The following is a 23,972-nucleotide window of genomic DNA, read 5'->3' as shown; positions in this document are numbered from 1 at the left end:
GTTTAATGCCTGTACTTCAAACTGATAATGTAGAAAAAATTAAATTTGATTCTAGTTTATGCAAAGAACAAGAGAAACTTTTCTACTATAGGTTTAATATAATTCCTTGGCAAAAATTAAATGATACTACTTTTTTTATGGTTGAAGACATAAGCCAAGATATCAATCTTTGGGTCGAATCTCATTACGGTATTGAATATGTATTGATAAAAGTAGATAGCAAACAGATTTTAAATCTTCTTAACTCACACTTTGGTATTTCAGAATTCGCAAGTAACTACTTATATTATAAGAATCCTAATTTTTCAGCTAAAAGCATTAGGCTGAGTTCAATCTTTTTTTCCTCTTTCTTTGTTGTGATTTCGACTTTAACACTGACAAAAAAATATGCATATTTTGCTTTGGTGTTGATATTTATAATCGGATGTTCTAGTTCTTTATTCAAATTTGTAACTAAAATTTTTGGCTTGCGTAAAATTTCTAACCAAAAAGCAGATTATGATAAGATGAATGAACCTATATATACTATTTTATTGCCTGCTTTTAAAGAGAATGCGGTTATAAAGCAATTGATTAAGAGCATTGAAAGTTTGGATTATCCAAAATCAAAATTAGATGTAAAGCTTGTGATAGAGAGCGATGATCAAGAAATGTTGGCAGCTATAGAAAAATGCACTTTACCACAGTATTTTGAAGTAATAAAAGTGCCTCATTCTCTGCCTAGAACAAAAGCTAAGTCATGCAATTATGCTATGAGCTTTGCTAGAGGAAAGTATGTGGTAATATATGATGCAGATGACAAGCCAGATCCGTTGCAGTTAAAAAAAGCACTAATTGAATTTAATAAGGGCGACGAAAAGTTGGCTTGTGTACAGGCGAAATTAAATTACTATAACTTTGGTTGCAATTTTCTTACAAAATTCTTTTCTCTCGAGTATATGAACTGGTTTCAATATTTTTTGCCTGGATTTCAAAAAATGAACATGCCAATACCTTTGGGTGGTAGCAGTAACCATTTTTCAGTGGAAATTTTAAAGAAAGTGCTTTTTTGGGATGCTTACAATGTCACTGAAGACGCTGACCTTGGTTTGAGACTTGCGCAAATGGGATATAAAACCAGGATTATTGATTCAGAAACATTGGAAGAATCACCAACTACTGTGTTTGCTTGGATCAAACAAAGAGCACGCTGGATTAAAGGTTATATGCAAACTTATATCGTTCATTTAAAAAATATAAAATTACTTTTTAAGCACACTGGGCTTAAGGGAGTTTTGCTATTAAACCTTTTTGTTGGTTCCTCAGCTTTTATATTTTTCACGACTCCTTTTTTGTTACTTTCATTGGTGCTGACTCAAATTTTGAATGAATTATTCTTATATTATTTTATAATAGTATACGGTATTAACTTGATTTTTTTGATAATAGCTATCAGACAACAAAAAATGCCTTTTTATTTTTATATAGTATCAATATTTTTTCCCGTCTATAGTCTACTACATAGCGTTGCAGCTTTTCTCGCTTTGTGGGAATTTGTTATTCACCCTCAGCAATGGAATAAAACTCAGCATGGATTATGGAAGCAAAACCTGTAGCTATTTGGCTTTTTCTCTGCTCTCTCATGGTGATTTGCATGGTGGGAATTGGTGGATTTACCAGACTTTCAAAAGCAGGATTGTCAATCACGGAATGGAAACCAATTACCGGAACATTGCCACCGCTGAGTGAACAAGACTGGCTAAAAGAAAAATCAAAATATGAAGCTACACCTGAATATAAAGCATTTAATTATGGTATGAGTATGGAAGAGTTTCGCACCATATACTTAATAGAATATGTGCACAGGTTAATTGCAAGGCTGACAGGTTTAGTTTTTATCTTACCATTTATATACTTTACACTAAAAAAAAGAATACCTAAAAATGCAGTAATAAGGTTATCTACAGCACTATTATTTGGAATTTTACAAGCTTTTGCTGGTTGGTATATGGTAAAAAGCGGTTTGGTATCTAATCCTCATGTTAGTCACTATAAGCTTGCACTTCACTTACTGCTTGCATTGGTTATTTTTGCATTATTGTCGTATCAATTTTTTGATTACCAAATCAAACCAAGGCAAACTAAACTTAAGGTTAGTACATGTTACATATGGATAATTTTAATCCTAGTGACAGTACAAATAATCTTCGGTGCATTTGTTGCAGGGCTAAATGCTGGTTTAATTTACAATACCTTTCCACTAATGGATGGACAAATTGTTCCGGAAGATTTATTTTTCTTACAGCCTACATGGCTCAATATCTTTGAAAATAGAGTAACAGTGCAATTCATACACCGGGCATTGGCATTGCTGATATTAGTTCTGACAGCAATACTCACAATAAAAAATGCCAGTGTAAAACCAGTATATATTATGCTACTCTCCGTCATTATTCAGGTAATTTTAGGAGTAGTCACTTTGTTGCTGCATATACCAATGGCCATTGCCATAGCCCATCAAATGTTTTCATTTATCTTATTTGGGTCAGGTTTATATTTCTTGTGTTATTTAAGAAAGCAGATCTAATACCAAATCACCAGCCTGTACATTTTTCCCCTCTGTAACAGGGATATTTTTTATCACCATTTCTGATTCAGCACATATGATATTTTCCATTTTCATTGCCTCCACAACAAAGAGAGGTTGTCCTATTTCTACCTGATCTCCAGCATTTACGTGTAATTTAACTAATAAACCAGATATTGGAGATTTCACAGTGTCTACTGAAATCCCTTCTGTTTTGTTGTTTAGCATTAATTTGCTTAGTTTAGCTACATGAGGTTTCAATACACAACATTTAGCTTTCATACCTGCGTGTCTTATAAAGTATTTGCTGCCTTGCCTTTCTATTTTAAGTGCTATATTGGTATCATCATTAATTGTTATATATAACAACCTGTAACTTGGTTTCCACTTACCTACCACGGAGTATTTATTGTGGTTATATACTGTTGTTAATGTGTTATCTTGATATTTTGCATTTACGGAGTACTCATTATCGTCTATTTTCACTATGAATGCTTCATCTATTGACTTACTGTAATACTTTCCCTCATTTTCTAAGTGAACATACAGTGCAGTAAAGATAAATATTTTAATATATTCCTCTGTGATAAAATCGCCTTGAAACCCACTGGGATAATGGTCTGGAATGAATCTTGTGTGGAGTTTTGCTGCAATAAAATTTGGATTATGGAAGATGGATTCTAGAAATTCTATGTTGTTTATTACTTCCCCTATATAGCACTCAGACAAAGCTTTTTGCATTCTGCTGATCGCCTCTATTCTATCTTTTCCATAGGTTATAATTTTTGCAATCATTGAATCGTAGAACATGCTGATTTCTGAACCGCTAGCTACTCCATCATCTATTCTTACATCATCTGGTTTGTCGTAATATTTGATTCTTCCGCTGGAAGGGAAAAATTTCTTTGATGGGTCTTCAGCGCAAATTCTGCTTTCTATTGCAGAACCAGTAAGTTTAATATCATCCTGATTGAATCTCAATTTTTCTCCACAGGAAGTTCTAATCATTTCTTCTACTATGTCTATTCCAGTTATAAATTCTGTTACTGGATGCTCAACTTGTAATCTCGTATTTACCTCAAGAAAATAGAAGTTTTGGTCTTTATCTACAACAAACTCGACAGTACCTGCTGAAAAATAACCAACTTGCTTTGCCAAAGAAACACATTGGGCATACATTTTTTGTCTTACTTCTTCACTAATAAATGGACTTGGAGTTTCTTCCATTATTTTCTGGTTATTCCTTTGTATCGAGCATTCCCTCTCTCCAAGACACACTATATTGCCATATTTATCTGCTATGATTTGTATTTCAATGTGTCTTGGCAGCTCTATATATTTCTCTATAAAAATACTGCCATCTTTAAAACTTTTCTCTGCTTCATTTGTTGCTGATGTAAATGCTAGTTCAATTTCTTTTTTGGAATATACAATTCGCATTCCTTTGCCACCACCACCTGATGCAGCTTTGAGCATAACGGGAAAACCAATCTCTTCAGCAACGATGGCTGCGTGGGCAGCATCTTCGATCTTACCCATATATCCTGGCACTACATTTACTCCAGCTTTTCTTGCCTCTTCTTTTGCTGTTATTTTATTGGCTGTAACTTCTATTGTTTCTGCACTTGGACCAATGAAATCTATGTTATGTTTTTCCAGAGCACGGGGAAAATCTGGATTTTCTGCTAAAAACCCATAGCCAGGATGAACCGCTTCAGCACCTGTTTCAACTGCCACCTCGCATATTTTTTCAATATTTAAATAACTCAGGCAAGAAGGTGAAGGACCAATGTACTTCGACTCATCTGCTTGCCTTACATGCACAGAATTTACATCTGCATCTGAATATACGCATACACAAGATATACCCATCTTGCGAGCAGTTTTGATTATCCTGCAAGCAATCTCTCCTCTATTTGCTATTAAAATTTTACTATACTTCTTTCTTATCATCTTATCAGTATACTTTCTTAAGTTAAGAAAGTAAATTTCTATATTATTCCTTGCAAGTACTTCATGTTGGGGCTAAACCACCCTCTAAAAGTTGCATAACATTAGGATCTGTCACTATAGTACTTTCGTTATAGAGGCCATATACCTCGTTACATGCCTTAAATAACAGATATGAAGACCCTCCAGAAGCTATTGTCGCTATTGAAGCCAATGCAAGAGATTGAGAAGCCGAAAATAGAAGATACAAAGATACACACATAGCGGTAGCACACACTATAGCTCCTACTATATATAAGCATATATGAAACTTCTTATTACATATAAAGCCACATTTTATATCTGCAATTTGCTTAACTTCCTTCTGCTCTGAAGGATCCAAGAAGTAAAGAGGTGATACTGCCTTATTATCCTTAATATAGCTTTTATCGAGGAGTGCTTCCTTAATATATTTCTTGTTATTCTTAAATTCCTTTTCTAATCTTTTTACTTTTTCCCAATCTTTAGCTTCTTTTGCTTTCTTGACTTTGCTCTCAGTATCTTTTTCTAAATACTTTATGATCCCCTGTAACGCAGATAATAGAAACCCTTTACTTGCTGCTATATGAAATGGGTTTCCATTTTCATCAATTCTATGCTTAGCTACACAAGCAACTCTTTCCTTGCAAGAATCGACAAATTTATCCACATTCCCTTTTCTTGCAATTTCAAATAAATTATCCATATATACACCTCACTGCATTCACTAATATTAAATTATACAATGCAGTTTGTTAAAAATAAATGTAAATTGATCTTTCAAATTTACTATAGTTCCACGTTGTTGCAAGTGCAAATTTTAGTTATCATCGGTTACGTTATCACAATAGACAAATATGCCAGGTATAGTCACTAGATTCGCTCCATCACCAACAGGATTTTTACATATTGGAGGAGCTCGTACTGCGTTATTTAATTGGCTCTATGCAAAGCGTCATGGTGGGGAGTTTTTGCTAAGGATTGAAGACACTGACAGAAAACGTTCAACACAAGAAGCAATTGATGCAATAATGGATGGGCTAAAATGGCTTGGAATAAACTATGATGGAGAAATAATATACCAATCGAGAAGAATAGCTAGACATATTGAAGTTGCAAATCTTTTAGTTGAAAAGGGTAGGGCGTATCACTGTTACTGCCCTGAAGATGAAGTTGCAGAAAAGAAGGCAAGAGCAAGAGAAGAAGGAAAAATATATAAGCATAAGTGTACTCATTCGACATCAAGCGCAAACCCTGTTGTCCGTTTCAAAGTGCCAGACTCAGAAGATATTGTTGTTGACGATAAAATATACGGCCAAGTTACAATAAGTAGCGATCAGCTTGATGACATAGTAATCTTGCGCTCTGACAATACTCCAACATATATTTTTGCTGTAGTGGTTGATGATCATGATGCTGGAATAACCGATATTATACGTGGCTCTGATCATCTCACTAATACCTTCAAGCAATTACTAATATACCAAGCTCTTGATTTTGATGTTCCACGCTTTGCACATGTACCGCTAATTCATGGAGAAGACGGGAATAAGCTATCTAAAAGGCATGGGGCTACAAGTGTTTGCGATTATGAAAAGATGGGAATATTGCCACAGGCAATGCGTAATTACTTGCTAAGACTTGGCTGGAGTCATGGCAACGATGAGATTATTAGCGATGAGCAAGCAATAGAGTGGTTTAATTTAGAAAGCATCGGTCGTTCACCTGCACGGCTCGATTTCAAAAAACTGGAGCATTTGAATAACCACTATATTAGTAATATGAGCAATGAAGATATTCTGACTCTAATGCTTAGAGAAAATACTCTAACTGACAAAAAAAAGGGCTATTTACTGCAGGGACTGACAGAGCTGAAAAAAAGAGCAAACTATCTGACCGAATTATTGGACTTAGCAAAATTTTATATTCAAGTTGATTTAAGTGAAGAAGCTCAGCAAATTGTCAAATCTAACCTCAATGTAATTAAGTTACTTGCATCATTTCTTTCGAGTGTAGGTAGTGAAGATTGGAATAAGAATTTTTTATCTTCTCAGATTAAGGAATTTTCAAAATTACATAATATAAAAATGAGCGATATATACCACTCATTACGCGCCCCAATAACTGGAATAATGGATGCGCCTGGAATCATCGATATCATGGTAATTCTTGGTAAAGATGAGTGTATAAAAAGATTGCGAGCAGTTTAAATAAAAAATTACTTGACAGACTCTGGTGGCTTCATTATAGTGGAGAATGAAGATTTTTTAGGATCCAAAATCTATCTTCACCTGCAGGTTTTTTCACCAAATAATCAAATTTCAGCAAAAAATATATAAGTTTATTTTTGCTAGCTCTTTATTCATATAGGAGGGTTTATGTCTAGAATTCCTGATACTTGACTTTTATTTTTAAGTTAAAAAAACAATTGGCGCCTATGGTTTTCACATTAAATCATTTTAAATTGTTAAAGTTAATACGGGCTTTTTTTGCCTTTTTTTATTGGTATTTTTTTCATATTTTATTATATCATTATACTGTGGTACCATATAGACTTCAGTTTCATGATAAGGGGAGCAGGCTCCGTCTCAGCTATGGAATTAAAAAATGACTATGCATAAGATCTAATGGTGTGTCTAATCTATAGATAATTTTTTGTATTGCTAAGTTAATATTTTGCATATCTGTTCAGCAAAGTGGCAAAAAAGACAAGTAAATGAGTATCATGAAAGTAGCTTACACGTAGCTGTAGGAATATTCATTTTTTAAGGTAAATTACACAGCAAATATTGTCATTCAAGTAGCTGACACTGTAATTCCAGCTTCTATAATGTCATGCCAGTGCTCGACACTGGCATCGAGCAAAATTTATCACAAACAAGACAACATTTTCAATTAAAAAATCAGTGTCTGGGTGCTAAGATGACACCTTCATAAGGGAGCCAGCATCAGCTACTTTCATGACACTCATTTAGTTGTCTTTTCTCGTTTACCTTATTTTGCCACTCTGCTGAACAGATATTAAAATAGCAAGCCTCAAGGTCAGAAGCCTGCTATTACTTACTGATTACTTTACATCAATTTTCTTGATGTGTTTCTCTGACTTAGGTATGGTTACATGCAATACTCCATCTAAAAAGTTGGCAGATACCTTATCTTGCTCTACATTTGTTGGAAGTTGAATAGATCTATAGAAAGAACCATAGTACCTTTCTTTATGGTAAAACTGCTTATCTTTTGATTCATTATCACATGTTTTTTCACCCTTCACTATTAAGTTATTGCCAGATATACTAATGTCTATGCTTTCTTTAGGAATACCTGGTAACTCTAATGATAGGCAATAGCTTTCCTTTGTTTCATAAAAATCACAAACTGGTAGTAGACTACTGCCTCTTTTGGAAAGCTCTGGGTTCCATCCTGTAAAAAAGCTATCAAATATGTCATCAACGGCTCTTTGTAACCCTCTTACACTAAAATTATCACGATTATTGTTTTTATTTAAATGAACTATATTACTCATGTTGTACCTCCTTTTACTAATACATGCATTACATAATCACTCCACTTATTAATTTCAATCCTAAATCTAAAATTTTTTAGATGCGAAAAATTTTCCCCGTTTACTATAACTTGATTATGAGAAAAAATCTTGTTTGGATTACCACGAGTAGTTCTATAAACTAGATTAACTGTAAAAAAGGGCAAGTGTATGCAAATTTATTACTTCTCTTTCCACTTCCACAATCAAACAATTTTGAATGTTTCTTATTTGACTTGCCAACAATGAGAATTGGTATAACTGCTAGCTCCGTCTTTCAGCTATGGCATTAAACAATGACATGCATAAGATCTAATAATATGTATAATTTATAAATAATTTTTGAGGTAAATTATGAAATTGGGCGTTAATATTGATCACGTTGCAACCCTTCGCAACGCACGTGGAGCTTCTTATCCAGATCCATTAAAAGCAGCAAAAATAGCTATTGATGCTGGAGCAGATTTTATCACCGTACACTTACGAGAAGACAGAAGGCATATCAGAGATGAGGATGTATTCAATCTAAAACAAAACATTAGCACTGAGTTAAATCTTGAAATCGCAGCTACGGAAGAAATGCTCAAAATAGCAAAAGAAGTAAAACCCTATTCGATTTGTATAGTACCAGAAAAAAGAGAAGAATTAACAACCGAAGGTGGCCTGAATATCGTGAATATGCACAGTAAACTTTCTGGTATAATAGAGGAAATGCATAGCTTTGACATAAAAGTCTCACTGTTTATCGATCCAAATATTAATCAACTAAAATATCTTGAGAAGCTAGAAAGAAAGCCTGACATAATAGAAATTCACACAGGGGATTACTGTGATAATCCATCAGAAGAAAAATTAAAACTTATTACTAACTCTGCAGAATACATTAATAAGCTAGGAATAGAATGCCACGCAGGGCATGGCATAAATTATAAACATGCTAAAAGAGTAAAAGAGATACCTCACATCTCAGCTCTTAATATAGGCCATTCTTTAATCAGCGAGGCTATATTTCATGGCTTACATAGTGTAACTAAAAAGATGAAAATGACAATATCTAAGTAGCTTATACTTTCTCTTTGGTATTTAAAGTACTTGAAAGAGCTTGACTTGCTTTAAACCTTACTCTTTTCTTTTCAGGAACGGTCATAATCTCACCATTTTGAGGATTACGGCATTGTCTTTCCTTACTTATAGCAGTAGAGAATGTCCCTATTCCATGCAAACGTATTTCACCTTTACGATTTAGATCGTTCTTGATTGTTTCCATAAAAATATCATGAAGCTTACCCAAACTAGCTTTTGTTATATCTATACCTTGACTAGAGCACTCTCGACTCAGTTGGTTTACTATATCTTCTTTACTCATAAATTACCTTAATATTGAAAAATTACATAAACAGCATATTATGCTAATGCCAATAGTCAACTAAATTCGTCATAAAAAGAGAAAATGTCATAAACCCTTGTAAGAACTTGTATAATATTTACAAAAAAATACCATTATGAAACAATTATCTCTTAGAAAACTGACATTTTTTCCGAGCTTTATGTTGACCATATTTCTTACGCTCAACAACACGTGAATCTCTAGTTAGGAATCCACCCTTACGTAATATAGAGTGTAGATCTTGACTTATACTACTTAAAGCTCTGCTTATTCCATGAGCTAAGGCACCTGCTTGGCCAGATAGTCCTCCACCTTTTACAGTTGCAAACACATCATACCTATCTAACATAGAAGTTACTATGAATGGCGCTTTAATCATTTGACACACTGATTCTCTTTTAAAATAAGAAATTAAATCATCTTTTTTATTAACACTAAATTTTCCACTTCCTGGCTTTATCCATACTCTTGCTACAGATTCTTTCCTTCGACCTGTGGCATATGAACGACCAAGTGAGTCAATCATTGCCTTTTTTGGCTGATCATTATTATTTATTTTCACTTTTTGCTCCATTATTTCTTATTTTTACGATTTAAAGAGGCAAAATCTATTTTTTCAGGTTGCTGTCCTTGATGCTTATGTTCTGAACCAGAATAAACATACAAATTTTCAAACCGTCTACGTGCCATAGGACCATCATCAAGCATTCTTTTTACTGCCATTTTTATCACACGCTCAGGGAATTTGCCATTTAAAATATTATCTGGAGTAGTTTTCTTTAAACCACCAGAATAACCTGTATGCCTATAGTAGATTTTATCTTTAAGTTTCTTTCCGGTAAAATGTACCTTTTCTGCATTAACAATAATTACATTATCTCCACAATCCATATGAGGTGTGTATTCAGGCTTATGCTTTCCACGCAATAGCGCTGCTACAAACGCTGCAAGCCTTCCTACTACTAATCCTTCTGCATCTATAACAAGCCATTTTTTATCGACTTGTTTCTCTTTTAAGAAAAAAGTTTTCATATATCAATACATAACAGTAGATTATGATATACTAAGTTGCTTGATAGTGTCAACAACATTAGTTATTGATTATTAAAGTAATTTATGCTAATAACTTTAATAATATGCTAGAAAGCAAAATGTTTCGATTGATTATTATATTTGTAATCGCTTTTAGTGCTATAGATTGCTATGCAATCGATTTGGAAGAGGCTATAAGCAAAGCTATCAAAAATAGCTCAAAAATAAAGTCTCAATTTTACCAATATAAAAGCGCAGAAAAATATTATAAATCTTCTGGGTTAGCTGGATTTTTACCTGACATTAATTTACAATATAATTTCGATAGTAGTTTTAGCCTGGAAAACTCTGGAAAGCATCTAATATTAAGTCAAAGAATAATAGATGGTGGTGGCACCTTTGCTACATTCAGTCGATCAAGTAATCTTCTCAAAGCAGCAAAAATGCAATTTCAGCAGTCAAAACAAGAGCTTGCACTTAATGCTGTGAAAGCATATGTTAATGTTTTACAAAAGGTAGAAATATTAAAACTGAGAGAACATAGAGAACGCGTTTCTTTGGAACATTTGTCAGCTATGAAAAAACGCTTTTCCCTTGGAGAAGTTACTAATGCTGAAGTTTTGCTAGCAAAAGCAAAATTTTCGTCTTCTATATCCGAAAGAGTTGATGCTGAAGGTAAATTAAAATTGGCAAATATTGCTTATTATCATTTGATTGGCGAAGATGCTGATGAACTTTCTGAAGCTAATGATAAATTACCTTCTGTTCCAGAGCTAAATGAATGTTTACAATTAGCAAAAACCAATAATTTATCTCTAAAAGCAGCAGTTTATCAAAAAAGAGCTGCTGGAATGGAAGTGATCGCTGAAAGCTCCAAGTGGCTTCCTTCTTTAAATCTAAGCGCAAGCAAAAATTTTGGGAAAGATGGTGTAAAATTAGACAAGCTATTAGAAAATGTTCATATAGTTTTTACTCTTGATGTTCCAATCTTTAAAAAAGGAGCGAATGCTTTTGGTGTCAGTAAAGCTAAAATGGATGCAAAAAAATCTACCTACGATTATTATGAAACGGTAAAAAATATAGAAGAAGCAGTTGTAAATGCTTGGAATAACGTGCTGACAGCAAAAGCTATTATTAAAGCAAGTCAAGAAGCGGAAAAAGCAGCAGCTTTAGCATTGGAAGGAGTTAAGCAAGAGGTAAACTTAAGTTTAAAGAGTACATCTGACCTTTTGGACACTGAAGATGCATTATTTAAAGCACGCTCCGATCTGGTTGGAGCAAAAAGCAATTATGTAATTAGTGTTTACAACTTGCTTTTTATGATAAATAGTATAAACCTTTAAATTTAATGGTATGAGCGATAATCAATCTGTAAAAGATATCCTAGAAGATATAAAAAAAGCTATATCGGGTAAAAATGCAAGTGTTGATAAAGCAGAAGTAATCGATGAAGATGATGATGTACTATGCCTTGAAGAGGAGTACCCAGAAGACATCGAAGAAAAAGAAAATAGTGAAGAAGAGAATGATTGTCAAAGTGAGAAAATGAATAACCAATTTAATAGTTACAACTCAGAAGAGAAAAATTTGTATGATAATATCCAAATGAGTAATAACAAAGTGAGCTATCAAGAACAAAGTAACGAGCATTTAGTTTTAAAAGAAAATATGGAGGAAATTAAAACATTGCTTGAAAAGATGCAAAGCGAACTACGGCATAAACAACAAAAAAGAGCGGATCTTACTGTTGAAGAATTAGTTGTATCTCTTTTAAAACCTCAGCTTTCAGAGTGGCTGAATAAGTATCTACATGCATTGGTAAAAGAAGTAGTTGAAAAAGAGCTCAAAGATATAATCAATAATAAGTAGGTTATTAGTATAAAGACCAGAGTAAAAACAGCTAGAGGTAGAAAGTTATCTTCAACAAGATGGCTACATCGCCATTTGAATGATCAGTATGTGCAAAAAACCAATAAGGACGGTTATAGATCGCGCTCGGCATATAAGTTAATAGAAATAGACGATAAATTTAAACTACTCCAACAAGGGCAAAAAATTATTGATCTTGGCGCTTTTCCTGGTGGATGGTCACAAGTTGCATCTAAGAAAGGAGCGAGTGTGATTGCTGTTGACATAAAACCAATAAACGCAATTAGTGGAGTAGAGTGTATACAGTGTGATATTATCAGCGAACTTGAAATTTTAAGAGAAAAATTCAAGGATCACAAATTTGATGTAATTTTATCTGATATGGCACCAGAATCTTGCGGTTTAAAATCGTTAGATCATATCAGAATTATGCTTTTATGCGAAGCAGCGCTCAATTTTGCAAAGCATTTTTTGAATCATGATGGCAAATTTGTAGTAAAAATTTTTCAAGGAGAGTCTGATAAAGATTTCTGCAATGAGCTAAAAAAAATGTTCAAAACAGTAAGATACTTCAAACCAAAGTCAAGTAGATCTGAATCTACAGAAATGTATTTGGTCAGCTTAGGCTTTATTGGTAGCAACTCTTCTATATAGAAGATACTTACAGAAATGTTGACGAATCTTATCCTATTAAACTGAAGATTAATAACGCTCGCACAAAAGCCCCTTTTTCTTGTTTAAATATTTATGATAATTAATTAAATCCTTGACTTTGTTACTTAGATATATAATAATTAAAGTATATTATTATTTTTATAGGAGAGTTTGATATGTATTTAGCATTGTTGAAACAGATATTAAGTATAGTAAATCGTGAAAATGATTTGAATGGTAATAACATAGTTGAAAAAATAAAAGGGCAAATAAAAGAAAGATGCTCATCTACTTATGAAGAATGGAGCAACGAAAATTTTGATATAAATTATAAATTTAGTGATAATGATGGCTTTAGAAAAAAAGAATTAATATTATTACACATAGCATGTCTAAATGATGAAAAAGATGTAGTAAAAGCTCTATTAAATGCAAGAGACATAAATGTTAATTTGCAAGATGTATCTAAGGAAACCCCTTTACATTTGGCTATTAAAGAAGGTAACGAAAATATAGTAAAAGCTCTATTAGATAAGGGGGCTGATGTTAATTTGCAAGATAACGATAAAAAAACTCCTTTACATTTGGCTATTGAAAAAGGTGACGAAAATATAGTAAAAGCTCTATTAGCAGTAAAAGGTATAAGTGTTAATTTGCAAGATAACGATAAAAAAACTCCTTTACATTTGGCTATTGAAAAAGGTAATGAAAAAATAGTAGAAGCTCTATTAAATAAGGGGGCTCGTGTTGATTTGAAAGGTGAATATGGAGAAGCTCCTTTACATTTGGCTATTGAAAAAGGTAATGAAAATATAGTAAAAGCTCTATTAAATAAGGGGGCTGATGTTAATTTGCGAGATAAAAGTAAAAGCACTCCTTTACATTTGGCTATTGAAAAAGGTAATGAAAATATAGTAAAAGCTCTATTAAATAAGGGGGCTGATGTTAATTTGCGAAATAAAAGTGAAAGCACTCCTTTATATCTTGCTGCTGAGAAAGGCAAAATGGAGATAGTAGAGGCTATATTAGATAAGAACCCTAGTATTAATCTTCCAAATGAATATGGACACACTCCTTTGTCCGTTGCTGCTCGGGGACATCATAAAAAGATAGTAAGAGCTCTATTAAAAGCAGGTGCTGATCCTTTATTAGATAATCGTGATAACAAAACTCTAGATAAAGAACTTACTAAATACGCAATTATGCTAGCAATAATCTCGGGTGTTGGTATATTTACACTACCGACAATGTTGCAAAAAACATAAAAATAAAACTAGAGAAAACCATTTCTCGAAAACTTCTGTGTCCAGAACCAAGAGTCCGATTTACTTATAGCGCTAATAATCAATTAACCATCGGCTTTAAGGAATGATATGAACATATTATTTCAAGGAAAAGTCATGAGAAACAAGAGATTAGCTATCCAAATTAGCTGTAGCTATGAACCTAATCGGTTAGCAGAACAATGCTTATCAGATGCTTATGAAAAGGTAGTGTCAAAGGAAATAAGTCAAAAAAACTTAAAACATAAAAATGGGATTCAAGGAGGGTCAAATGGTAACAGTATGTTTATATGCGAGAGTTTCTTCGGGGAAACAAGTAGAAGGAAATACGATAGAAAGTCAAATTGCAGCTTTAGAGAAGCAAATTAATCTGGACGGATACAGATTGTTAAGTGAGTATAAATTTATTGATAACGGCTACAGTGGATCTCATTTAGTCCGCCCTGATTTAGAAAAATTACGTGATAAAGTAACAGAAGGTAAAATTGATAAGATTTACATTCATTCTCCTGATCGTTTATCTAGAAAATATGCATATCAAATGGTGCTGATTGAAGAATTTGAAAAAGCAGGAGCAAAAGTGGTTTTTTTAAATTATGAGATTAACGGTAACCCAGAATCTCAATTACTGTTACAAATGCAAGGTATGATAGCAGAATATGAACGTGCGAAAATTATGGAACGAAGTCGTCGTGGTAAAATCTATGCAGCTAACAAAGGCTATGTAAATGTAATGGGAGGAGCTCCTTATGGTTATCGTTATATAGATAAGCATATGGGAGGAGGACAAGCTTTATTTGAGATTAACGAAAAAGAAGCTGATGTCGTTCGTAAAGTATTTTTGTGGATAGGCAGAGAAAGAACAAGTATTGGGGAAGTATGTCGTCGGCTAAATACTATGTCCATTAAGACACAAAAAGGAAAAGAACGCTGGAATAAAGGTACAATTTGGAGTATGTTGAAAAACCCTGCTTACAAAGGACAAGCAGCTTTTGGTAGAAGAAGGTTAGGAGTAAGATTAAAGCAAGTAAGACCACAGAAAGGCTCTTGTGAGCAGCCAAAAAGTAACCACTCTGTCTATCCTGTTGAAAAAGCAAATTGGATTTATATTAAAGTGCCAAATATAGTAGATGAAGATATATTTGATATTGTTCAAGAACAATTAGCTGAAAATAGAAAAGTAGCAAGGACAAGAAAAAGAGGAGCAAAGTACTTACTACAAGGTTTAGTCATATGTAAGCGTTGTAATTACGGATGTTACGGAACTTGCATGAGAAGTAGACGAGAAGAAGAAGGTGGTCATTATGCATATTACCGTTGTAGTGGTAAAGATTCTTACCGTTTTGGTGGTAATAAGATTTGTGACAATAAACCCATTCGCTCAGATGCATTAGAAACAGCTGTGTGGGAAGAGGTTAAGCAGTTATTGAAAAATCCAAACAGGATTTTAGAAGAATACAAGCGTAGGCTTTCAGAACTAAAAAAATCATCATTGGATCAAAAAAGTGACCTGCTAGAGAAACAAGAAAATAAATTAAAACGTGGTATTGCTAGACTTATCGATAGTTATGCTCAAGAATATATCAATCAAGAGGAATTTGAACCACGAATTAAAGCAATGAAACAAAGCTTAAAAACAATTAAAGAAGAGAAGAAAAAGATATTTTATCAAAAGGAATTAGAACAGGAGGTAACTCTGGTTGTGGCCAATTTAGAAGACTTTTCTTCCAATATTACGTTAAACCTTGATAACGCAGACTGGTTAACTAAACGTGATATTATCAGAACATTGGTCAAGAGAATTGAAATTAACCTTGAGGACGTAAATGTGGTATTTCGCGTAAAAGAGCTACCGAACTCTTCTGGACATAATGGAAAGGAAAATAAAAATTTGCAACATTGTCGTAGGTGTATTTGTTATTGCATCTGTTGTAGCTGCGATAATAGTTACTTCTGCATATTTTATTGGTGTGTCATTATCAGTAGGTGCTATGGCTGGGATAGCTGTGGCTGCTGCTGTACTCACAGGACTTGTTGCTGGTGGCATTATATATGAAGTGTTGAAGCCTTGTGATGAGTTAAAGGAGGCTATTGCAAAAGAAATATCAAAGCTTAGTCAGAATAGTGCAGTGGACGATAGTAAGCCTGATTGTAATCCTGGAACACGCTTACTGGCACCAATAAAAGGTTTTATAAATAATGTAAAAAGTTTTTGAGCTATTTAAGGAAGAAGTCTCTTCTTCCTTTTTTTCCAATTTTTTATTTAGCAAGGTATCTAGATACCTTGCTTAACACCAAAACAGAATTAAGGTTTAAACATCCTAGGTGTATTAACATTCATTTTGAAGACAGCAAATGGTGTCATCCCAGCGCCCTCTTTCTTGTTATTCCAGTACTGGGATTCAGAAAACTGACCAGGTTGGTCACGCGCTGGCTCTCTAAAATTACTTTAGCTACAAATATTAAGAAATTTACTAAATAAAAAAAGACAAAAGAATCCCCGTATAGCTAGTTTTAATAATGTAAATTGATAATGTGCTAACAAGCGCGATTTGGCTGAATGTAGAAAAAATAAAAAAAGCCGCTATAATTTTATGTAATTTGCCAATAAATATCTGAGTTTTTTACTGAATTTTGTCGTTGAGCCCAAAAACAAGGATAAATACCTTTATCAGTATAATAAGGAAAGTGGGAAGGTTTGTCAAGTAATAAAACTAGAGGGCTCAAATGAAAGAAGGTAAACTCTAAAGTGTACGTTCAGTAGCACTTTCTATAAGAGAGATTGTATTATCTATCCCATAAAGCTTTATAAAAGATCCCATTCTAGGACCGGTTTTTTGGCCAAGCAGCGTTTCATATAGCAACTGAAACCAATCGCGTAAGTTATTGTAATTATGTTTTTTTCCGATGGAGAAAACCTGAGATTGAATCTCTTCAGCAGTGGCTGTAATAGGCAGGGAATGTAGGTTGTTCTTTAAATCTAGCAACGCTTCTTTCTCTTTTTCGTTTGAAGCTTTATACGCTTTTGTTGGCTTGATAAAGTCGTGATAATACCTCACTGCAAAATCCGAAAGCCTATCTAGCATTTTGTTGCTTTCTGGTGTAACGTTTGGTGCATAAGTTGATATAAAACCCCAAAGAATCTCTTTATTTTCAGCATTACAAGCTGCTGCCAGGTTTAAAAGTAACGAAAAATTTATGCCTGAAGTTTCTACATTTGGAACTTTACCCTGGTGGATGTGCCATACAGGGCTATTTACATCCTTTTCTTCACTCTCATTGTAACGCTTAGCAAACTCTAAATATTCATCAGTTGATTTTGGTATCACATCAAAATATAAACGTTTAGCTTTTTTAGGACTCTGAAAGATGTATAACGCTAAACTCTCTGTGGGTGCATAAGTTAGCCACTCCTCAATTGAAATACCATTTCCTTTTGATTTTGATATCTTCTTTCCTTCTTTATCAAGAAATAACTCATAGCAAAACAAAAGCGGTGGCTTTTCTCCAAGTATTTTACATATTTGACTTGAAAGCACGGCAGATGGAGTCAAATCCTTTCCATGAGCTTCGTAATTAACTCCGAATGCAGCCCACCTCATCCCCCAATCAGGTTTCCATTGCAGTTTACATTTTCCTTTTGTCACTGGAACTTCTATTTTTTCCCCGTTTGGGTCTTCATACGTGATTGTTCCTTTATCTGTATTTGTTTCAATTACTGGAACTTGTAAAACTTGGGAAGTTTTTGGGCATATCGGCAAGAATGGACTGTAAGTCTGCTGCCTTTCTTCCCGAAATGATGGAAGCATTACTTCCATCACTTTATCATAATTTTTCAGCAGGAGTAAAAGTTTTTCATCGTAAACGCCAGATTTATAACACTCTGTTGCACTCCTAAATTCGTATTCAAATCCAAACAAATCAAGAAATTTACACAACAACGAATTCATGTGATGACCATAACTCTCATGAGTGCCAAATGGGTCAGGTATCATGGTTAATGGCTTGTTCAGATTCTCTCTTAGCATTTCCTGATTTGGTACATTATCTGGTATTTTTCGCAAACCATCCATATCGTCGGAAACTGCAATGATTTTGGTTTTTATACTAGGAGCTATTTTTTTTAGAGCGTTTGCAATAACTGTGGTACGAAAAACTTCCCCAAAAGTACCAATATGTGGTAAACCCGAGGGACCATAACCAGTCTCAAATATTATCTCTTTTTTATTAGGGAATTCTTGTAGTATTTTTTCTGCTTCTTGAAATGGCCAGCTTATAATCATTGAATTTAAATTAATTATCTTACCTAAAGTGCTATTCATTTCAATAGATTTTTAATTAATGATGTAGTATTAGTGTTAGAGCTCTTATTAGAAGGTTAAAGATATGTCTACTGGCAGCATACAAACGAATCAATTATTTAAAGGTCTTACAAGACCTGCAATGCTCTTTGGTGTGAGTTATATGTTTGCAATATTAAACGTTCTAATTTGCATGCTAATTTTCATTAATACAAATGATCTTAGAGTAATTCTCCTGATGTTACCAGGTATACATGGACTTGGCTATATAGCTTCTGCAAAGGAACCGTTGTTTATTGAGTTATTTATGGTAAAGTTGGGAAAATGTTCCAAATGTTTAAATCGGTTTTATCATGGAGCCAATTCTTATGACATTACTTGATGTTATGCAATGTTGAGATTTAGAGCTATTCAATCAAAGAATAAATCTATTCTAAGTAGAGAGGTTCACGCTGCCGAATTTATACCTTATTCTTGCTATTGGAATAGTACAACCTTGATAACAAAGCAGAATTGGTTAGTTAAATTTATAAAATTAAATGGCTTTGCGTTTGAAACGGCCGATGATGAAGACTTGGTGATACAAAATAATATCAGAAATCAGATGCTAAGAAGCATTTCATCTCCAGCATTTAGTTTGTACTTTCATACCATCAGGCGTAAGAAGAATATCTTTTCTGATGAATTTGCAAACCAGAGTTTACCAAATTTTTTTGCTAACCATGTAAATCTAAAATGGAGAGAAAAACACGCAACTAGGCAATCTTTTATTAATGATTTATACATTACGATTATTCGTAGGGCAGATACAAAGGGAGTAGAATTTTTATCACATCTACTGAAAAAATTTGGGCATGTAACTTCAAAACATGCTTGGGAAAGTGATATGCGTGATACCTATGAAGATTTAGAGGAAACGACAAATCGTATAGTAACAAGCCTTAGGAATTATTCGCCTAAAGTCCTTGGAGTAAAAGAAACTCCAAACGGGCTGTTTTGTGAAATAATGGAGTTTCTGTCTAGAATTGTAAATTGTGGCTTTGTTACAAATACGCTTTTTCCACTAAAAACTGAAATATCAAGATACTTACCAGTTCATAGGTTATTTTTTGGCCATAAGATGATACAGGTTGTGACTCATAATGAAAGTAAATATGCTGGAATAGTTAGTATAAAAGAATATGGAAATAATACTTCCGCAGGAATGCTTGATTCTTTTTTACAACTTCCTTATGAATTTATTATCACGCAGTCTTTTCAATTTACAAATAGGCAAATGGCAATTGCGAAAATGCAGATACAGCAAAATCGTATGATACAATCTGCAGATAAAGCTATTTCTCAAATAGCAGAAATTTCTCATGCGCTTGATGATGCAATGAGTGGTAAAATTGCGTTTGGTGAACACCATTTAACTATCTTATGTATAGAAAAAAGCCCTAAATCATTGGACAATGCTTTATCATTGGTTGAATCGGAGCTTTCTAATTGTGGTGTTTATCCTGTTCGTGAGAGGGTTAATCTAGAACCAGCATTTTGGGCGCAAATTCCTGGTAATTTTGATTATATAGTAAGAAAAGGTACAATAAGTAGTCTTAATTTGGCCGGTTTTGCATCTCAACATAATTATCCTACTGGTAAAAAATTCAATAACCACTGGGGAGATGCTGTTACAGTTTTTGATACAACATCTGGCACTCCATTTTTCTTCAACTTTCATATAAGGGATGTTGGACATACTATGATAATTGGGCCAACAGGTGCTGGCAAAACTGTTTTAATGAATTTTTTATGTGCTCAAGCAATGAAATTTTCTCCAAGAATATTCTTTTTTGATAAAGATCGCGGTGCAGAAATTTTTTTAAGAGCACTTGGTGGTATCTATACTATAATAGAACCAAGAACTAAGACAAATTTTAATCCTCTGCAACTTGACGATACTCCTGATAATAAAACATTTTTGATGGAATGGATAAAATCTTTAATTTTAGTGTACAACGATAAATTCACTTCAGAAGATATTGCTAGAATTAATGATGCAATTGAGGGAAATTTTAAATTAAAAAAAGAAGACAGATTTTTGAGAAATCTTGTACCATTTTTAGGACTTGCGGGCCCTGATACTCTAGCTGGAGCAATATCTATGTGGCATGATGATGGCTCTCATGCTGCAATATTTGACAATAAAGAAGATTTGCTAGATTTTTCAAAAGCAAGAGTGTTTGGCTTTGAAATGGCTAGCTTGCTAAAAGATCCTGTTGCTCTTGGGCCGGTCTTGATTTATTTGTTTCATAGGATTAGTATATCGCTTGATGGCACTCCATCTATTATTGTTCTTGATGAAGCATGGGCGTTAATAGATAATCCAGTTTTTGCACCTAAGATAAAAGACTGGTTGAAAGTGCTGAGAAAGTTAAATGCTTTTGTAGTTTTTGCTACTCAGAGTGTTGAAGATGCAAGTAAAAGTGCTATTAGTGATACGCTTGTACAGCAGACAGCAACACAAATTTTTTTGCCAAATCTGAAAGCTACTAGTGTCTATCGAGATGTTTTTATGTTAACTGAACGTGAGTACATACTGATCAAACACACAGATCCAAGTACTAGATTCTTTTTAGTAAAGCAGGGAGTTAATGCTGTAGTAGCTAGAATAGATCTGAAAGATTTGGATGATGTGGTCAACGTGTTATCTGGACGTGCGGAAAGTGTTCTATTGTTATATGATATACTGAAAGAAGTCGGAGATGATCCAAAGATGTGGTTGCCTGTGTTTTATCAAAAGGTGAAAAATGTTTAAAACTAAACTGTCATTACTGTTAGTTGCGATATTTTTGTTAAATATAGATTTTTTGCTCTCGTATCCAGTGTTTGCAGATACAGTAAGTGGTACTGACAAAACGGAATTTGTTAGCAGATTTAATTCTACTGGTAGCTTTAGCCGTGCCTCTAATCCTGACTGTAAGGCGTTTGAAACATCTGCAGCAGTTGCTGGGATAGCAATTGCTATTGGTGCAATATTTACTGGTATTGTTTTGATTGTCTCTTCTGCTGGTTTATTTACTGCTCTTGTTATCGTTGGAATGATAGCTGCAATTGTTGGAGTCTGGAAGGCAGTTGGGGGACTTATTGTTTGTCAGCATAGTTTTGTTAGGCATCCAGTTGCATACGATAATGATGGGAGATATAAAAATTTTAAACTAAAAGATACAGGTTATAGTGGTGATACAGATAAAAATTATCGAACAGAAGATGAATATTTTTCTGCATTACAGAAAAGATCAGGAAAAGATGGAAAACAAACAGAGAAAGATATTTTAAACTTTACTGATTGGGATGTTGTGAATGTTGATAGGGAACACTACTACTGGCCAAAAAACGGTGTGCAATACAGTGAATATATAGAAATATGTCATCGAAATCCTTTAACTTTTGGTAATCTTTTTAACAAGAAAGACTTTGATTCCAGAGAAAAACCTGGATACATAGACTTTGATGTAAGGGAAAAAGATACTGGATATGTAGATGGGTCATGGTCCCCGACGGTCGATGGTGAGCTGAAATGTAAAGTTCTCAAAGCAGGACAGAGCGAAGACATATATGGATCAACGTTCAGGGCAGTGAGAAAAATGGGTAGGTTATGTGTGGAATTGGCTGAAGTTAGGGCAGCTGGAACTGCTTGGCCGCAAGGAATTGATATAGGATGCACGGAATTACCACCTGATCCGATTGCTCCTATGTGTGAACAATCTGTGATATTATTCAAAAATAAAGATGGTACAGGTGGTGAAGAAAGGAGTTTTATCAACAGGGATGACGATTATAAAACTCTTATCAGGAAAAAAGAAAAAGAAGGAAAAATTTTTGTAGGTTATGACAATAAAAGCTGTTTTAGCTCGTATGTCTCTGAAGCTTGCTACAATCAAGCGGGAAGTAAGTCATTATCTCCTATTCCTATAACTTCTATGATAGTGCAATGCATTAAGGAATCGTTAGATAATTTAGTGGCAGGTATTGATTCAAGTGGTAACTTACTTACAGACAAAAATGGACATGCTAAGGGTAGTTTTTTGTCTGTAGCACAAAAAAGACTGAAGAACACTGTTACTGCTATCTTAATTTTAGCTTTGATATTGTTCTCTATAAAAGTTATGTCTGGTGGAGTGCGTAGTCCGCAAGAAATGTACATGTTGATCATTAAATTCGCTTTAGTGATTTACTTTACGACAGGTAGCACTATGTCTCATTATTACGGGGAATTAACAAAACTTTCGAACGGCTTATCAGAAATAGTGCTTAAAGCTTCATCTGAGAGTAAAAATATATGTAATTATGAGGCAGGTAAAGATTATGAATACGATCGTGCAGGGCAGAAGGTATCCTACAGTTATCTTGCACCTTGGGATAGGCTTGATTGCAGAATTTTATTTTATTTAGGTGCCCCTTTAGATGGAATTGGTGGCAAAATTGGTACTGGAGGTGTTGCAACGTTAGCGGTTTTGCTTGGCGCTGCTCCTGTCTTGTTAGTTGCAGGTTCGGTGATTGGTATTATTTTCGCTGGTGGACAAATTTTAGTAGCTCTTGTCTGTATATTTATGGCCATTTTGCTGATGATGGTTATTTTGTGGATGTGCTATGTATTTATTTTATCTCTAGTTGCTTTAAGTGTAATTGTTATTCTATCACCTTTGTTTATTCCTATGGTTTTATTCCAACACACCAAAGGATATTTTGACGGCTGGGTGAAAGAGTTGATTACCTATAGCTTATACCCGGTTATCCTTTTTGCGTTTTTATCCTTTATGTTCATAGCATGTGATAAAATCTATTTTAAAAATTTAAATTTTAAACTGGACGAGTCATATAAAAATGAACAACCAGACAAGTCATATGAAAAGAAACAAGCAGAAATCTCATATAGTAAGAAAAAACAGTGGTTTAAATTGAAAGATGGGGAATGTGATAAAAATGAAACTACTCTCGCATGTATGATGCAAAATTATAGCTTTAAAAAGAGCAGCATACTTGGTCTATTCGACTTTACATACATGGAGTTTGGCAGCTCTCTAATCGGAGAATTATTAAAATTGTGTTTAGTATTATTCCTCTTTTACCACTTTTTAAACGTTCTTCCCGGCATGGCTGCTGAGCTTGCTGGTAATCACAGGGCAGCACTTGGTTCAGGTAGCACTCCTGCACAAATGGTGAATAAAGCTTTATCTGCTGCCAAAGCTGCTGCTGGAGGTGCTGGTCAAGTTGCTGCTGCGGCTGTAAATAAGGCAAGAGGGGCTATTGGAGGAGGTGGAGATGATAATAAGGGATCGGGATCTTCCTCTAGTGAATCTATAAAACCAGGTGGAGAGTGAGCGCAGGT

At 34.0% G+C, this 23,972-nt stretch carries 20 protein-coding genes; 13 read left to right on the top strand and 7 right to left on the bottom strand.

What is annotated here, in order from left to right; all coding sequences use genetic code 11:
- The first annotated feature begins 5 nt into the window (after positions 1-5).
- Complete coding sequence (locus ABWU56_RS06450) at positions 6-1,595, top strand: glycosyltransferase family 2 protein (RefSeq protein ID WP_353281353.1); 1,590 nt, start codon at positions 6-8, stop codon at positions 1,593-1,595.
- Positions 1,577-2,566, top strand: coding sequence for a COX15/CtaA family protein (locus tag ABWU56_RS06445; RefSeq protein WP_264375791.1), 990 nt, complete (start codon positions 1,577-1,579; stop codon positions 2,564-2,566). The genes ABWU56_RS06450 and ABWU56_RS06445 overlap by 19 nt, the downstream gene beginning before the upstream one ends.
- Here ABWU56_RS06445 and ABWU56_RS06440 read toward each other — a convergent pair.
- Complete coding sequence (locus tag ABWU56_RS06440) at positions 2,549-4,519, bottom strand: biotin carboxylase N-terminal domain-containing protein (RefSeq protein ID WP_353281351.1); 1,971 nt, start codon at positions 4,517-4,519, stop codon at positions 2,549-2,551. The two genes, ABWU56_RS06445 and ABWU56_RS06440, sit on opposite strands and share 18 nt — an antisense overlap.
- 61 nt (positions 4,520-4,580) lie before the next feature.
- On the bottom strand, positions 4,581-5,240 hold the full coding sequence (locus ABWU56_RS06435; RefSeq protein ID WP_264375789.1) for an ankyrin repeat domain-containing protein: 660 nt from the start codon (positions 5,238-5,240) through the stop codon (positions 4,581-4,583).
- A 151-nt stretch (positions 5,241-5,391) separates the two neighbouring features.
- Here ABWU56_RS06435 and gltX point away from each other — a divergent pair, with 151 nt between their 5' ends.
- Complete coding sequence (gene gltX / locus ABWU56_RS06430) at positions 5,392-6,744, top strand: glutamate--tRNA ligase (RefSeq protein WP_353281349.1); 1,353 nt, start codon at positions 5,392-5,394, stop codon at positions 6,742-6,744.
- Positions 6,745-7,601: 857 nt separating this feature from the next.
- On the opposite strand, the gene ABWU56_RS06425 is transcribed toward gltX, so the two are convergent.
- Positions 7,602-8,057: an Hsp20/alpha crystallin family protein gene (locus ABWU56_RS06425; RefSeq protein ID WP_353281348.1), complete on the bottom strand. Its 456-nt coding sequence runs from the start codon at positions 8,055-8,057 to the stop codon at positions 7,602-7,604.
- Positions 8,058-8,429: 372 nt separating this feature from the next.
- Between ABWU56_RS06425 and ABWU56_RS06420 the strand changes: the two genes are divergently transcribed.
- Positions 8,430-9,137, top strand: coding sequence for a pyridoxine 5'-phosphate synthase (locus ABWU56_RS06420; protein ID WP_353281346.1), 708 nt, complete (start codon positions 8,430-8,432; stop codon positions 9,135-9,137).
- 1 nt (position 9,138) lies between these two features.
- On the opposite strand, the gene ABWU56_RS06415 is transcribed toward ABWU56_RS06420, so the two are convergent.
- From ABWU56_RS06415 to rplM, 3 genes are all read right to left on the bottom strand, one after another.
- A complete protein-coding gene (locus ABWU56_RS06415) occupies positions 9,139-9,441 on the bottom strand; it encodes an HU family DNA-binding protein (RefSeq protein ID WP_353281344.1) in 303 nt (100 codons plus the stop codon).
- Positions 9,442-9,586: 145 nt separating this feature from the next.
- A complete protein-coding gene (gene rpsI, locus ABWU56_RS06410) occupies positions 9,587-10,036 on the bottom strand; it encodes a 30S ribosomal protein S9 (RefSeq protein ID WP_010402504.1) in 450 nt (149 codons plus the stop codon).
- The gene (gene rplM / locus ABWU56_RS06405) at positions 10,036-10,494 is read right to left on the bottom strand and encodes a 50S ribosomal protein L13 (protein WP_006014941.1); all 459 of its coding nucleotides are present in this window, start codon (positions 10,492-10,494) and stop codon (positions 10,036-10,038) included. Before rplM ends, rpsI begins: the two co-directional genes overlap by 1 nt.
- Before the next feature lie 104 nt (positions 10,495-10,598).
- Here rplM and ABWU56_RS06400 point away from each other — a divergent pair, with 104 nt between their 5' ends.
- The 6 genes from ABWU56_RS06400 to ABWU56_RS06375 all read left to right on the top strand — a co-directional run bounded on the left by ABWU56_RS06400 (position 10,599) and on the right by ABWU56_RS06375 (position 16,516).
- Positions 10,599-11,837, top strand: a complete 1,239-nt coding sequence (locus ABWU56_RS06400; RefSeq protein ID WP_353281343.1) for a TolC family protein — start codon at positions 10,599-10,601, stop codon at positions 11,835-11,837.
- A 10-nt stretch (positions 11,838-11,847) separates the two neighbouring features.
- Complete coding sequence (locus ABWU56_RS06395; RefSeq protein WP_010402496.1) at positions 11,848-12,363, top strand: PopZ family protein; 516 nt, start codon at positions 11,848-11,850, stop codon at positions 12,361-12,363.
- 75 nt (positions 12,364-12,438) lie between these two features.
- Positions 12,439-13,017, top strand: a complete 579-nt coding sequence (locus ABWU56_RS06390) for an RlmE family RNA methyltransferase (RefSeq protein WP_064085440.1) — start codon at positions 12,439-12,441, stop codon at positions 13,015-13,017.
- A 176-nt stretch (positions 13,018-13,193) separates the two neighbouring features.
- On the top strand, positions 13,194-14,282 hold the full coding sequence (locus ABWU56_RS06385; RefSeq protein WP_353281341.1) for an ankyrin repeat domain-containing protein: 1,089 nt from the start codon (positions 13,194-13,196) through the stop codon (positions 14,280-14,282).
- 268 nt (positions 14,283-14,550) lie between these two features.
- Positions 14,551-16,356, top strand: a complete 1,806-nt coding sequence (locus ABWU56_RS06380) for a recombinase family protein (protein ID WP_353281339.1) — start codon at positions 14,551-14,553, stop codon at positions 16,354-16,356.
- Positions 16,292-16,516 carry a hypothetical protein gene (locus ABWU56_RS06375; RefSeq protein ID WP_353281337.1) on the top strand — a complete coding sequence of 75 codons (225 nt, stop codon included), beginning with the start codon at positions 16,292-16,294 and terminating at the stop codon, positions 16,514-16,516. The genes ABWU56_RS06380 and ABWU56_RS06375 overlap by 65 nt, the downstream gene beginning before the upstream one ends.
- 528 nt (positions 16,517-17,044) lie before the next feature.
- On the opposite strand, the gene ABWU56_RS06370 is transcribed toward ABWU56_RS06375, so the two are convergent.
- A complete protein-coding gene (locus tag ABWU56_RS06370; RefSeq protein WP_064085840.1) occupies positions 17,045-18,622 on the bottom strand; it encodes a lysine--tRNA ligase in 1,578 nt (525 codons plus the stop codon).
- A gap of 64 nt (positions 18,623-18,686) precedes the next feature.
- Here ABWU56_RS06370 and ABWU56_RS06365 point away from each other — a divergent pair, with 64 nt between their 5' ends.
- The 3 genes from ABWU56_RS06365 to ABWU56_RS06355 are packed head-to-tail and all read left to right on the top strand — an operon-like array spanning position 18,687 to position 23,964.
- The gene (locus ABWU56_RS06365) at positions 18,687-18,983 is read left to right on the top strand and encodes a type IV secretion system protein VirB3 (protein WP_006015054.1); all 297 of its coding nucleotides are present in this window, start codon (positions 18,687-18,689) and stop codon (positions 18,981-18,983) included.
- A 9-nt stretch (positions 18,984-18,992) separates the two neighbouring features.
- The gene (locus ABWU56_RS06360; RefSeq protein ID WP_010402460.1) at positions 18,993-21,398 is read left to right on the top strand and encodes a VirB4 family type IV secretion/conjugal transfer ATPase; all 2,406 of its coding nucleotides are present in this window, start codon (positions 18,993-18,995) and stop codon (positions 21,396-21,398) included.
- Positions 21,391-23,964: a type IV secretion system protein gene (locus ABWU56_RS06355; RefSeq protein ID WP_353281335.1), complete on the top strand. Its 2,574-nt coding sequence runs from the start codon at positions 21,391-21,393 to the stop codon at positions 23,962-23,964. The genes ABWU56_RS06360 and ABWU56_RS06355 overlap by 8 nt, the downstream gene beginning before the upstream one ends.
- The last annotated feature ends 8 nt before the right edge of the window (positions 23,965-23,972 follow it).

It is taken from the genome of Wolbachia endosymbiont (group B) of Horisme vitalbata (assembly GCF_964028625.1).
Taxonomy (GTDB): domain Bacteria; phylum Pseudomonadota; class Alphaproteobacteria; order Rickettsiales; family Anaplasmataceae; genus Wolbachia.
The sequence above is the reverse complement of the archived record's forward strand: the minus strand, read 5'-3'. Positions and strand labels throughout refer to the sequence as shown.

Bases quoted from the DNA above. Each gene is read 5' to 3' on its own strand.
- ABWU56_RS06450 (WP_353281353.1), top strand. From the start codon at position 6: ATGCCTGTACTTCAAACTGATAATGTAGAAAAAATTAAATTTGATTCT.
- ABWU56_RS06445 (WP_264375791.1), top strand. From the start codon at position 1,577: ATGGAAGCAAAACCTGTAGCTATTTGGCTTTTTCTCTGCTCTCTCATG.
- ABWU56_RS06440 (WP_353281351.1), bottom strand. From the start codon at position 4,519: ATGATAAGAAAGAAGTATAGTAAAATTTTAATAGCAAATAGAGGAGAG.
- ABWU56_RS06435 (WP_264375789.1), bottom strand. From the start codon at position 5,240: ATGGATAATTTATTTGAAATTGCAAGAAAAGGGAATGTGGATAAATTT.
- gltX (WP_353281349.1), top strand. From the start codon at position 5,392: ATGCCAGGTATAGTCACTAGATTCGCTCCATCACCAACAGGATTTTTA.
- ABWU56_RS06425 (WP_353281348.1), bottom strand. From the start codon at position 8,057: ATGAGTAATATAGTTCATTTAAATAAAAACAATAATCGTGATAATTTT.
- ABWU56_RS06420 (WP_353281346.1), top strand. From the start codon at position 8,430: ATGAAATTGGGCGTTAATATTGATCACGTTGCAACCCTTCGCAACGCA.
- ABWU56_RS06415 (WP_353281344.1), bottom strand. From the start codon at position 9,441: ATGAGTAAAGAAGATATAGTAAACCAACTGAGTCGAGAGTGCTCTAGT.
- rpsI (WP_010402504.1), bottom strand. From the start codon at position 10,036: ATGGAGCAAAAAGTGAAAATAAATAATAATGATCAGCCAAAAAAGGCA.
- rplM (WP_006014941.1), bottom strand. From the start codon at position 10,494: ATGAAAACTTTTTTCTTAAAAGAGAAACAAGTCGATAAAAAATGGCTT.
- ABWU56_RS06400 (WP_353281343.1), top strand. From the start codon at position 10,599: ATGCTAGAAAGCAAAATGTTTCGATTGATTATTATATTTGTAATCGCT.
- ABWU56_RS06395 (WP_010402496.1), top strand. From the start codon at position 11,848: ATGAGCGATAATCAATCTGTAAAAGATATCCTAGAAGATATAAAAAAA.
- ABWU56_RS06385 (WP_353281341.1), top strand. From the start codon at position 13,194: ATGTATTTAGCATTGTTGAAACAGATATTAAGTATAGTAAATCGTGAA.
- ABWU56_RS06380 (WP_353281339.1), top strand. From the start codon at position 14,551: ATGGGATTCAAGGAGGGTCAAATGGTAACAGTATGTTTATATGCGAGA.
- ABWU56_RS06375 (WP_353281337.1), top strand. From the start codon at position 16,292: ATGGCTGGGATAGCTGTGGCTGCTGCTGTACTCACAGGACTTGTTGCT.
- ABWU56_RS06370 (WP_064085840.1), bottom strand. From the start codon at position 18,622: ATGAATAGCACTTTAGGTAAGATAATTAATTTAAATTCAATGATTATA.
- ABWU56_RS06365 (WP_006015054.1), top strand. From the start codon at position 18,687: ATGTCTACTGGCAGCATACAAACGAATCAATTATTTAAAGGTCTTACA.
- ABWU56_RS06360 (WP_010402460.1), top strand. From the start codon at position 18,993: ATGTTGAGATTTAGAGCTATTCAATCAAAGAATAAATCTATTCTAAGT.
- ABWU56_RS06355 (WP_353281335.1), top strand. From the start codon at position 21,391: ATGTTTAAAACTAAACTGTCATTACTGTTAGTTGCGATATTTTTGTTA.